Source organism: Enterococcus sp. ARL09-542 (assembly GCF_005234805.1).
In the GTDB taxonomy this organism is placed as follows: domain Bacteria; phylum Bacillota; class Bacilli; order Lactobacillales; family Enterococcaceae; genus Enterococcus_D; species Enterococcus_D gallinarum.
Window position 1 is genome coordinate 25,146 of the sequence record NZ_QPQX01000003.1, and the last position, 12,154, is coordinate 37,299.

At 40.1% G+C, this 12,154-nt stretch carries 12 protein-coding genes; 3 read left to right on the forward strand and 9 right to left on the reverse strand.

Features of this window, described 5'->3' with window-relative positions:
- Window positions 1-30: 30 nt before the first annotated feature.
- From DVW06_RS04110 to DVW06_RS04125, 5 genes are all read right to left on the reverse strand, one after another.
- Window positions 31-234, reverse strand: coding sequence for a CsbD family protein (locus DVW06_RS04110; RefSeq protein ID WP_005471925.1), 204 nt, complete (start codon window positions 232-234; stop codon window positions 31-33).
- A gap of 176 nt (window positions 235-410) precedes the next feature.
- Window positions 411-551 carry a hypothetical protein gene (locus DVW06_RS17035; RefSeq protein WP_156137048.1) on the reverse strand — a complete coding sequence of 47 codons (141 nt, stop codon included), beginning with the start codon at window positions 549-551 and terminating at the stop codon, window positions 411-413.
- Window positions 552-589: 38 nt separating this feature from the next.
- Window positions 590-2,008, reverse strand: a complete 1,419-nt coding sequence (ffh, locus tag DVW06_RS04115; protein WP_137264441.1) for a signal recognition particle protein — start codon at window positions 2,006-2,008, stop codon at window positions 590-592.
- Window positions 2,009-2,022: 14 nt separating this feature from the next.
- Complete coding sequence (locus tag DVW06_RS04120) at window positions 2,023-2,361, reverse strand: putative DNA-binding protein (RefSeq protein ID WP_003127676.1); 339 nt, start codon at window positions 2,359-2,361, stop codon at window positions 2,023-2,025.
- Window positions 2,351-2,824 (reverse strand): DUF523 domain-containing protein, encoded by a 474-nt coding sequence (locus tag DVW06_RS04125; RefSeq protein WP_003127675.1) that lies wholly within the window; start codon window positions 2,822-2,824, stop codon window positions 2,351-2,353. The genes DVW06_RS04120 and DVW06_RS04125 overlap by 11 nt, the downstream gene beginning before the upstream one ends.
- 143 nt (window positions 2,825-2,967) lie before the next feature.
- Between DVW06_RS04125 and DVW06_RS04130 the strand changes: the two genes are divergently transcribed.
- Window positions 2,968-3,675: a response regulator transcription factor gene (locus tag DVW06_RS04130; RefSeq protein WP_003127674.1), complete on the forward strand. Its 708-nt coding sequence runs from the start codon at window positions 2,968-2,970 to the stop codon at window positions 3,673-3,675.
- On the forward strand, window positions 3,672-5,414 hold the full coding sequence (pnpS, locus tag DVW06_RS04135; RefSeq protein WP_113850094.1) for a two-component system histidine kinase PnpS: 1,743 nt from the start codon (window positions 3,672-3,674) through the stop codon (window positions 5,412-5,414). The genes DVW06_RS04130 and pnpS overlap by 4 nt, the downstream gene beginning before the upstream one ends.
- Before the next feature lie 23 nt (window positions 5,415-5,437).
- Here the strand turns inward: pnpS and DVW06_RS04140 are convergent, their stop codons facing one another.
- The 3 genes from DVW06_RS04140 to DVW06_RS04150 form a co-directional block, all read right to left on the reverse strand.
- Complete coding sequence (locus DVW06_RS04140) at window positions 5,438-7,657, reverse strand: GH25 family lysozyme (protein ID WP_137264442.1); 2,220 nt, start codon at window positions 7,655-7,657, stop codon at window positions 5,438-5,440.
- A 120-nt stretch (window positions 7,658-7,777) separates the two neighbouring features.
- Window positions 7,778-8,689, reverse strand: coding sequence for a phosphate ABC transporter substrate-binding protein PstS family protein (locus DVW06_RS04145; RefSeq protein WP_137264443.1), 912 nt, complete (start codon window positions 8,687-8,689; stop codon window positions 7,778-7,780).
- Window positions 8,690-9,307: 618 nt separating this feature from the next.
- The gene (locus tag DVW06_RS04150; RefSeq protein ID WP_005471919.1) at window positions 9,308-10,486 is read right to left on the reverse strand and encodes a pyridoxal phosphate-dependent aminotransferase; all 1,179 of its coding nucleotides are present in this window, start codon (window positions 10,484-10,486) and stop codon (window positions 9,308-9,310) included.
- Between the two features lie 167 nt (window positions 10,487-10,653).
- On the opposite strand from DVW06_RS04150, the gene DVW06_RS04155 reads away from it, so the two are divergent.
- Window positions 10,654-11,388 (forward strand): DUF2087 domain-containing protein, encoded by a 735-nt coding sequence (locus DVW06_RS04155; protein WP_040013708.1) that lies wholly within the window; start codon window positions 10,654-10,656, stop codon window positions 11,386-11,388.
- Window positions 11,389-11,556: 168 nt separating this feature from the next.
- Here the strand turns inward: DVW06_RS04155 and DVW06_RS04160 are convergent, their stop codons facing one another.
- Window positions 11,557-12,075 (reverse strand): prevent-host-death protein, encoded by a 519-nt coding sequence (locus tag DVW06_RS04160; RefSeq protein WP_005471914.1) that lies wholly within the window; start codon window positions 12,073-12,075, stop codon window positions 11,557-11,559.
- Window positions 12,076-12,154: the final 79 nt, after the last annotated feature.

The window sequence follows — 12,154 nt, forward strand, 5'->3', positions numbered from 1 at the left end:
ACGAAATCGTTAACGGTTGTTTCAGTTAAATTAGCGGTTAGGCTTATCTTTATCGTCATGTTTATCAAAGAAATGATTCACTTTGCGAGAAACGTCATCTGCAAAGTCTTCTACTTTATCTTTCACTTTACCGTATTCGTTTTGGGTTTTCCCTTTTAATTTTTCGGAGTCATCGCCCGTAACTTTCCCTTTTGTTTCAGTAATTTTACCTTCAACTCGATCTTTGTTTGTCATCGTCACTTGCTCCTTTCAATTACTATAAATAAATAGTAGCATCTATCCGTCTAAAGCACGAATATTTTGCCTTGCAACGCGTTCAAGTACTTAATGAATCTACTTGGATCAGCTAGTTAAACCATCTATCCTTGCTCAGCCGATACATGTTCAAAGGTCGCTATATTACGTTTCAGCTATCGATCCAACTGATAGGTATTCCCTTTCCAAACAAGCAACTGACGAACAGAAGACCGCAAACGAAAAAAGCAACCGTTGTCGACCAAACCATCTTCTAGTATCAGAAATGATCCTGGAATCTTTTCGATACTTTTCATGGTGATCAGCATAACGGCTGCTTGCTTATTTCAGTTAATTATTTACGTTTTTTCTTTTTCTTCTTTTGTTTTTTGACCATTCGGTTCATGGCCATTTTACCTAATTTTCCTTTAACACCGCCGCCAAACATTTGATCCATACCCGGGATATTCATATTCCCTTTGGTCATTTGTTGCATCATTTTTTGGGATTCTTTGAATTGTTTGATCATCCGATTGACTTCGACCACGCTATTTCCAGACCCCGCTGCGATCCGACGACGACGACTTGGATTCAGCAAATCAGGATTCTCCCGTTCTGCAGGCGTCATTGAATAGACCATCGCTTTTTGACGCGCGATTTGTTTCGGATCGACTTTGACGTTTTCGATACCTGGCATTTGACTCATTCCTGGAATCATCTTCAAAAGATCTTCGATAGGTCCCATGCCCATCACTTGGTCGATCTGCTCAACAAAGTCATTGAAGTCGAAGGAATTTTCTTTCATTTTTTGCGCTAATTCTTCTGCTTTTTTCTCGTCGTAATCTTGTTGGGCTTTTTCGATCAGCGTCAACATGTCTCCCATACCTAAAATACGGCTGGACATCCGATCAGGGTGAAAGACTTCTAAGTCTGTCAGTTTTTCCCCAGTACCGGTAAATTTGATTGGCGCACCAGTCACTTGTCGAATGGAAAGCGCAGCACCCCCACGAGTATCCCCGTCTAGTTTCGTAATAACGACCCCAGTAATACCTAATTGTTGATTGAAGCTGTCGGCGACATTCACGGCATCTTGTCCAGTCATCGCATCAACGACTAAGAGGATTTCATTCGGCTGTGCTAACTCTTTGATCTGCTTCAATTCATCCATCAATGTTTCATCGATGTGTAAACGACCGGCAGTATCGATTAGGACATAATCATTTTTCTTTTCTCTTGCCAATGCCATCCCTTGACGAACGATCTCAACAGGACTGACATCGGTTCCCATATCAAAAACTGGTACATCTAATTGTTGGCCTAAAACTTTCAGCTGATCGATCGCTGCTGGACGGTACACGTCCCCTGCGATCATCAAAGGCCGCGCATTTTCTGTCTTGATCAAATGGTTGGCTAATTTCCCAGCAAATGTCGTTTTACCGGCCCCTTGCAGACCAGCCATCATAATAACAGTCGGGATTTTTGGTGATTTCTCAATACCAACTGTTTCAGAACCTAATGTTTTGGTCAGTTCCTCATCAACGATCTTGACGATTTGTTGCGCGGGAGATAAGCTGTCTAAGACTTCTGCTCCAACTGCACGTTCACGAACATTTTTGGTAAATTCCTTGACTACTTGTAAATTAACGTCGGCTTCTAATAAAGCCAAACGAATCTCCCGCATCATTTCTTTTACATCTGCTTCAGAAACTTTCCCTTTCTTACGCAGTTTGCTCATCGCCTGCTGTAGGCGTTCTGTTAAACTTTCAAATGCCATCTTTTTTCATTCCTTTATTCTTCGATTTCTTGGATCTCTTCGATCAACGAGCGCAATGTTTCATCTTTGGGATAGTGCGTCTTGGTGTACTCAGATAATTGCTCCAACAAGTCTTCCCGCATCATATAATCCGAAAACATGTGTAGTTTTTTTTCATAGTCTTCAAGAATTTTTTCCGTTCGTTTGATATTATCATACACTGCTTGCCGACTTACATGGTATTCTTCTGCAATCTCACCTAATGAGAAGTCATCTGCATAATACAATTCCATATAATTCATCTGCTTCTCAGTTAACAGTGTAGAATAAAATTCAAACAACGCGTTCATTCGATTGGTTTTTTCAATCTCCATTATTTTCCTCCTGCTCAGCAAGCCAGTCGACATCCGACAGCACGGTCATTCCTTGTTGTTGAAAATAAGCACTGGCGACACCAACACCTTCTTTTTTGACTCCTGAAAAATTGCCGTCGTAAACAATCCGACTGCCGCAAGAAGGACTTTTTTCTTTTAAGATCAGTTGCGTGATCCCAAGATCGTGTAATTTTTGATAGGCAAGCTTTGCGCCGTTCATAAATTGTTCTGAGACATCTTCTCCAGTGACAGTAATGACTTTGGCTTTTTGTGACCAAACATCTCTACCGTCCCCACCAACAATTTCTGCTGGCTCACGAGGAATTGGCAACCCGCCAAGGACTTCTGGACAGACCATCACTGCTTGACCAGTTTGAACGAGTTCAACCAGTTGAGCAACCGCTTGATGCTGCCCGTCATAGCGGCACATGACCCCACCTAAACATGCACTGATTCCAATCATCGAACACCCTCAGCTTTCTTCTCAAATCGTCCTTTATTATAGCATTTATTTGTGGTAGACAATAGTACCAATTCTTTATTCATGCTAAAATATAGCTAGAACAACGTAAAATGATTGTTCCTTTGTTAAGAAAGGAGTTCATGATGAAAAAAATTCTCGTGGTAGATGATGAACCATCTATCGTTACTTTACTTACATTCAATTTAGAAAAAGAAGGATACCAAGTCGTTTCGGCTGTCGACGGTAAAATGGGGGTTGATCTGGCACTATCTGAAGATTTTGACTTCATTATCTTAGATGTGATGTTGCCGCAAATGGACGGTATCGAAATCACCAAGAAACTACGACAAGAAAAAATCGAGACCCCTATTTTAGTTTTAACCGCTAAAGATGATCCGATTGATCGGATTCTTGGGCTTGAAATCGGAGCAGATGATTATTTGACCAAGCCCTTTAGCCCTAGAGAAGTGCTTGCTCGGATGAAAGCAATCTTTAGACGGTTGGAACCGCGAGGCACTGCAGATCTTTCGGATCAGCCAGCAGAAATGTTGCAAATTGGTGACATTTTAGCAGACTTGACCAATTACCAAGTAAGCGTCAAGGGAGAAAAGATTTTTCTGACTCCAAAAGAGTTTGAACTGCTAATATACTTCATGAAACGGAAAGGCCGTGTGATCGACCGCGATACGCTGCTGAATCGCATTTGGAATTTTGACTTTGATGGCCAAAGCCGAATCGTTGATGTGCATATCAGTCATTTACGCGAAAAGCTGGAACGTGACCCGAAACATCCCGAGTATTTAGTGACAGTTCGCGGATTTGGTTATAAATTTCAGGAGCCTCATTCATGAAACGCTTTGGCTATGGCCTATGGAGTCTGCTATTAGCCGTACTGTTTATCATCTGCTGGCAATTTCTTAGCAGCTTCTATCGCCAGCAAGTGATTGCCCAACAAGTAGACTTCTTGGAAGAAAAAGCGGCGATTTTCTTGAACCTTTCTGATAATCAACCAGCGACATTGCAACAATTTGCTGATGCCTATGTACAGGATAGTTCCAGCCGGATCACTTTATTGGACAAGGATGGGCGGATCATCTACGATACTTACGATTCGTCTTTAAAAGAAAGCAGAGCCAACCGGCCTGAAGTGCAAGCAGTCTTAAAAGGTAGTAATCTGGGCCAGTCTTTGCGAAAAAGTGATACATTGAATGAAGAATTGCTGTATGTTGCGATCCCTGTCAAAGAAGATGGCAACTTGCAGCAAATTTTGCGGATCGCTGAACCAACGGCACCTTTTTTTGCTAAAAGCCAAACCATTCAGCGTTCGATCTTTTTAGTTTATCTCCTATTTTGTTTATTTGTCAGCTTTTTGACGTTTCATGCGTTACGTCAAAGAAATCGTCCTGTGCAGACTATTTTGCCTGTTCTAAAAAAAATGATTTCTTCTCCTGATCAACAGGCGATCATTATGCAAGAAACACCTGAGCATGATGACTTATACCAGACAATCAATCAATTGAGTGAACAAATGAGTCGAACCTATCAAGCTTATGCCGCTTCTGAGCAACAATTGTATGGCCTGTTGAATGAACTGATGATCGGGGTTTTTATCATTGATCAGGATGACCGATTGTTATTGCTGAACCCTACCATGCAAGAGCAGCTAGGGATCGAAGCATTGCCTCAATTGCCACAACCATTCACTGAAGTGATTCATGATACACAGTTGATTCAATTAATTTATCACATGAACGAGCAGACCCCTTCTTTACAAGAAGAAATTGCTTTGAGTGATGATCATCCGCGAGTTCTTGATGTAACATTGCGTCTCTTTAATGAAAATGAGTTGTTAGGGATCTCTTATGATCTGACTCGGGTGCGTCAATTAGAAAAAATGCAAAAAGATTTCGTCGGTAATGTTTCTCATGAATTGAAAACGCCAGTCACTTCTTTGATTGGTTTTACGGAAACATTATTGGATGGTGCCTTAGAAGATCGAGAAACATTGGTTTCGTTCCTTAAAATCATCCAAAAAGATGCCTATCGTCTAGAAAATTTGATTCAAGAGATTATTCTTTTATCCAAAGATAGTCATTCATTTGATTACACCGCACAAGAAATCAACCTTCGAGCATTGATTGAGCAAATCATCCGCTCCTATGAACCAATTGCACGAGAAAAACAGTTGTCCTTTATCATTAATGGTCCCGAAGAGTTGATTTTCATCTCAAAAAGAGAGCTACTGCAACCAATCTTAAAAAATTTGATTGAAAATGCAGTCAATTATTCCAAATCACAAGGGACCATCCAAGTTGACTATTCGTATCGAGCAAAACAATTACAGCTTTCAGTTCGTGACCAAGGGATCGGTATAGATCGAGAAGATCAAGTTCGGATCTTTGAACGTTTTTATCGCGTAGATAAAGCTCGTACGCGTAATTCAGGAGGAACCGGCTTAGGACTAGCCATCGTTAAAGATTATACGAAACTGTTAGGCGGCACTATCACAGTTGACAGCTTCCCAGGGGCTGGCTCAACATTTACGATCACACTTCCTCTTGAGACCAAAAAAAATTCAGGACCTGCGTAATCTATACGCAAGTCCTGAATTTTTTAGTTTACTTGGCGAGTGGCCGATTCATTAATATAACCTTGCCAAATACCTTTGTTGTCATAAATTGATAAGTAATTGCTTCCGTTAAAATGACGATATACATATCTTGCTTCATACGTCTCTTGTTTCATTGCATCTGTAACGGTACTTTTCTTTTTCCAGTTAAAGTTTTGCCACAAAGGAAAATTTTGTGTGAACTTTATTTTCTTATGATAGCTTTGTGCACTCCCAGCTGCATTATCCGCCATCTTCATTCCACCACTATTAATATATCCTTGCCAAGTACCTCGATTATCATATAAAGAATAATAGGTACTGCCATTAAAATGATTATAATAGCGTTTCACTTGCAATGTCTGTCCATAAACGTTAGCACTTTTATTTTTTTCTTTCCAAGAAAAATTTTGCCATATTGAATAATTTTTACTAGTAACCGTTCCGTATTGTCCACTGAATAACACAGCACCCGCTGCATTGTCGGCAACTTTCGTGGCATTTGCATTAATATAACCCACCCAATTGTCTTGATTGTCATATAATGAAAAATAAACGCTGCCGTTCAAATGCTCATAACGATATTTAATTTTTAGCGTCTGGTGCAAATAAGAACTACTTGACGCACGCATTTTCCAAGAAAAATTTTGCCAAATCGAGTAATTTGCACTAGTGACTGTTGTATAGCGTTCGTCGCTAATAGCTGGACCTTGATTCTCCACACTAAGCTTTGCAGAATCGATATAACCGATCCATTTACCATTGAGATCATATACTGAATCATATACGACACCATTAAAATGACGATAGGTGCCTGTTACCTTGTAAAGATTCCTCAACATTTCTTCTGATACTATTGCTGTGGAATCGAAATTAAAATTGCGATAAACCGTTCCGGTCGAACGAAACTTTACATACGTTTCTTTTGACTGCCAACTTCCTTGTGCGCCATCAGTTGTCTTAGTTCCACCAGCATTAATATAACCTATCCAAGTACCTTGATTATCGTACACAGAAAAATACGTACTACCATTGATATGCTCGTAACGATATTTTATTTGTAACGTTTGACCCAAATAATCTTTTGAATCTGCTTTTTTCTTCCAAGAAAAATTCTGCCAAATCATGTAGTTATCTTTCGTAATCGTAGCGTAGCGGTTGTCTGGTATTGCTCCTCCTTGCCCCTGACCAGTAAAGTATTTCTGATAGTCAGAAGACATATCGAAGGTCCCACTGACTCCTGGGAAAGAAAGATTATAGGTCCACTGCCATGCACTATATTCCGTGAATTTTTGTCCTGCAGGAACATACGGATAATTCGCGATCCAGACATTACTATAGCCAAGTGCAGCAGGATCGATCGCTTTTTGAGTGACCCAAAGTACCCCAGTGTAATGATGGGTATTACTATAGCCTAATTCTTTGATACGATTGGCAAATACTTTAGAAAGTGCAGTATGATCTGCTTTTCCCATTATTTGATTGTCCTCGATATCATTAACCATCAAAGCTGAGGTTGGCAGCTTCAATTCTTTGGCATATTTGACAAAATACTCGGCTTCTGCTTTAGCTTGCGCTTCTGTCGTGAACCAACTGTAATGATAAGCATGTACTACCAGTCCTGCCGCTTGAGCATTCGCAATTTGAGATGCTGCTAATGGATTGCGATAAGAAGTAGCTTCTGTCAATTTCACAACCACGGAAGAAATACCATAACTTTTGATAATCTTGTATTGTTCCACGCTAATGATGCCATTGTGAGAAGAGACATCAATAAAATCCTGACTAGGAGTCGATGGGTCTCCGGCTTCAATAAACGCGACGTCTGCTGAACGCAGAGAACGCCGCTGAATGCCCACCTGTTCTTTCAAATCGGAACGATTTCTGCTCGACGGATCAAGTCCACCTTGAACATCATAAATTTTTTCGGGTTCTTCTTGTGTTTCTTGCTGTGATTCATCTGAAGCTTGTGTTTCTTCTTTTGTACTTTCTTGACTACTCTTTTCTGAACTACTGGTATTCGAAGCTCCCTCTGCATCTGACGACACGGTACTTGTGCTATCCGTCGTTGAGGTGTTAGAGGCACTTGTTTCATTCATTGTTTCTGTAGTAAGTGTTTGACTGCTGCTTTCAATTTCTATAGCTAAAACAGTTCCTGTATTTCCTAAAAACAGTAGCGGCAAAAGTGCACAAATATATACAAAGTATTTTGTCTGTTTTGACATTTTTTTCCCCTTTCAATTTTACTCCTTTTCATTTTATAGGAAAAAAGCATAAAAATACAGAAAAAAAGGGCATTTATTTGCCCTTTTCGTCTCTGACTATTCATTGATAACTATAGTTTCTTAGTTTATATTCGTAACTTCCCCTTCAACACTACGTTCAACTTTCATTTCTGTGATTGGTAAGTATCCTAATTCTTTCACGACACCTTGTTGAATATCGTCACTCAACATGTAATCAAGAAATGTTTTGATGTTTGCATCTGGTTCGCCATTTGTATACATATGCTCGTAAGACCAAATTTTCCAGTCATTTGTAGCAATATTTTCTGGAGTTGCTTCAACACCATCAATCGTTAATGCTTGTAAAGAATCATCCAGATAAGATAGAGCAAGATAGCTGATTGCTCCTGGTGTTTCTGCAACGATTTTGCGAACCGTTCCAGAAGAGTCTTGTTCTTGGGTTTGAATTGTTTCGGCCCCGTCAAGTCCCCATTTTTCAAATGTTGCCCGTGTACCACTACCAGATGCACGGTTGATCACTGCGATCTCTTGGTCTTTTCCACCAAGTTCAGACCAATTTTTGGTTTTACCAGTGAAGATATCAATCAAGTCCTGTTTGCTGATATCTTTAACACCAACTTCTTTATTCACTACAGGAGCCATTCCAACTACGGCGACTTTATGGTCTACCAATTTGCTAGCATCTACTCCGTCTTTTTCTTCAGCAAAAACATCAGAATTACCGATTGTTACAGCACCAGCTTCTACTTGGCTCAGTCCTGTGCCGCTACCGCCGCCTTGAACAGTAATCATATAGTTTGGATTTTCAGAGGTGAAACTTTCTTGTGCAGCTTGAACTAATGGTTGTAGTGCAGTTGATCCAACAGCCAAAATTTCTACATTTCCAGACGCTGCTCCTGAAGCACTTGATTCATTTGATGCTTGACCGCTATCAGCAGCATTTAATCCGCTATTTCCACAGCCAGCTAGTAATAGTCCTGTTGCTAAAATTAAGAATCCCAGTTTTTTCATTTGTTAAATCTCCTTTCGTTATATGCTTAGTTTAGCAACCCCTTGTAAACCCATGATTGATTTAAAGTAAAGAATAGATAAACCCATGTAAATCTTTTGTAAACATTAAAATGTATCGCTCGTCATTGTTCCTCTCTTTTCATTGAAGTGAAAAGAGCTTGCCTGGTTCCTTCTTAAAAAGCAAAAGGTACAAGTGCCGCTGTGTGTTGTTCTTTATGACTCCATATTGGGGCTACACTTACTTTGCTTTGCACTGGCTTCTAGCGTGTTTGCGCTAAGACGAACTTACATGCCACTCTTCGAGTGTCAATCGCAGTGATTCATTTGAATGTGACTACGCTCTCTTTGATCGCCTAGTACTGCTCATCATTTGCTCTGCCACTCTTCGAGTGTCAATCGCAGTGATTCATTTGAATGTGACTACGCTCTCTTTGATCGCCTAGTACTGCTCATCATCTACTCTGCCACTCTTCGAGTGTCAATCGCAGTGATTCATTTGAATGTGACTACGCTCTCTTTGATCGCCTAGTACTGCTCATCATCTGCTCTGCCACTCTTCGAGTGTCAATCGCAGTGATTCGCAGCAAAAGAGCGTCCCATTGGGACGCTCTGATGTGTTTATTGATTTGGTTGTTTCTTCATATAATTACTTAGTCGCTTCATGGCTTCTTGCAGGTTCTCTTGGCTGGCTGCGTAGCTTAGGCGTACATATCCTTCGGCTTCGGGTCCGAATGCAATCCCTGGTATGATTGCTAATTGATTTTTTTCTGCTAAATCAACACAGAATGCCATCGAATCTTGTTCATAACCGGTTGGGATTTTTGCAAATAAATAGAAAGCTCCTGACGGCTTGGCGATTTCAAAACCTAATGCTGTCATTTTTTCATAGAGAAAATCACGTCGCTGACGGTACTCGGCTTTCATAACTGCAGCATCATTGATTCCTTCAACTAACGCTCTTACAGCTGCTTTTTGTGAAATCGTTGAGGCTGCCGTTACTAAATATTGATGAACTTTGATAATTTGGGCAGTTAAGGCAACGGGAGCAAAGATAAAACCAATCCGCCAGCCAGTCATTGCATGTGATTTTGATAACCCATTGATCAAAATGGTCTGTTCCGGTAAATATTCTGCGATCGATACATGAGGTGCGTCGTAAGAAAGTTCACTATAAATTTCATCACTAACGACAAACACAGGATATTTTTTCAGAACTTCCGCAAGTGCTTGAACTTCTTCACGAGAATAAACCACGCCGGTTGGATTACTAGGATAATTTAAGATAACCGCCTTGACCTGATCCCCATGCTCAATCAAAGCCCCTTCCAACATCTCCGGTGACAATACAAAATCGTTCGCTGTGGTATCTAAATAAATGGGGGTAGCGTGAGCTAGTTGAATCACGGGCTCATATCCGGGATAAATAGGTGCTGGCAAAAGGACTTTATCTCCTGGTTCCAGAATTGCTAATAAAGAAGCAGAGATTGCTTCAGTTGCACCGATAGTCACTAATACTTCTGATAACGGATCATAACTCAATTGATATTTTTCTTTTAAAAAAAGGCTTGCGGCTTCTCGAACATCCGTTAACCCGGCCATTCCTGAGTAATGGCTGTAATTTTGCTCAATTGCTTGAACACCAGCATTTTTGACATGATCCGGTGTATTGAAATCCGGTTCGCCTAATGTTAATTTCAAAATATCTGGTATACCAGATACCCGCTCATCAAATTTTCGAATCAAAGAAACAGCAATTTGATAGACTTCTTTGTTAAAACGTTGACTGACATCTGTCATCGTATCACTCCTATCCACACAAAGTTACCTTTTGTTATTGCTGTTAATCCTATCACATTTTGATCCGTAATTTAATACTTTCGCTAAAACAAAAAATAAAAAATCCATCTGTTTATATATTTGCAAACGATATTTATAAATGTTAGTATATAAACAAACAAAAGGAGATGATTAAAGTGAAAACTATTCCCGCCACCTCTTTGTCTGACTATGAACATGGGTATCGTTCCACAAAAACACATTATCAATGCCTATTCTGCGATGTTAATTATGAAAAAGGACAGATTTATCCAACCTCTGATCGCTTTTATACCGCCAAAAAATGCATCTTATTACATCTAAATGAGGTCCATGGTGGTTTACTGAATGCATTGCTGTCATTAAGTCGCGAGCAGACAGGTTTGTCAGAAAGCCAACAAGAGATCTTATCATTATTTGCGCAAGGACTCAGCGATGCCGTCATCGCGCAACGTCTAGGTATCTCTAATTCGACAGTACGAAATCACCGCTTTAAATTAAAAGAAAAAGAACGGCAAGCGAAAGTCTTTTTAAGTATTATGGCACATTTAGAGGAACAAGATTTTGTTCTTCCCCATACAGGAGCAACCATGTTGGATGATCGTTATGCAATCACCAGCGAAGAAAGAGAAAAAATCATTGCGACTTACTTCGATCAAGATGGGGTGATTCATCAATTCCCAAGTAAGGAAAAACGCAAAATCGTGGTATTGAGTGTTTTGGCTCAAAAATTTGATTCTCAGAAAAATTATTCCGAAAGTGCCGTCAATGATATTTTGAAACAGTTTATTGCTGACTACGTCACTGTTCGCCGCTATTTGATCGAATACGGATTCATGCAGCGAACCAAAGATGGTAAAACCTATTGGTTGACGGTTGCTTAGTGGGTCGCTGAAAAAGGCTGAGACTTAGCTGTTATCTGATGGTACTTTTTGATCCTAATCAGGAGTATCTTTTTCACACCTTTTGTCTCAGCCATTATTTCTATCGGTATCGACTAAACTCACACTATTACACTTACGCAAAAAAACAGTTATGCTGCAGCATAACTGTTAGTTTTCTTTAAGGAATATTTTTTTGATGATCAATTTATCAAAAAGCTGCGTTTGATTGTCTTGCTCGCCGATGACTTCGGCACTGACAGATTTTCCATCGGGCTTTTTGCGCAATTGATAGACAATCTTTCCGGTTTCTTTTAATTCATTGATCATGTCAACTACACCGCCAAAGCCTGTTTTGCGGGTAATAAAGCCTAATGCGACCATTCGTTCGTCCAAATTTTTTGCAGAAATCGTTGCCCCTGTGATCAATGCTTGCCGCATAATCTGTAAGAATTCTTCCAATCCCGCCACAGCTGGTTGATCCGGCTCTTCTTCCGCTAATGGCCGTTGATCCAGTTCCTGTAAGAGTGTTTCATATTGCTCTTGTGTCAGCATGACCCCCGCCACTTTTTCACGATTGAATACATATACTGCTGTTCCCGCTTCTCTCGCTTGATTAAATACATCCATCGGAGATTTTTTTACTTCAGTGATCGAAGTAGTGGGAACCTCTAACTTCTTCAGTTCCATTCTCAACGTCCTCCTTGTCTCAACGAACACATTATAGCATAAAGTCACTGGTCGATTGTAGGTTTATTTCGACGGCTTT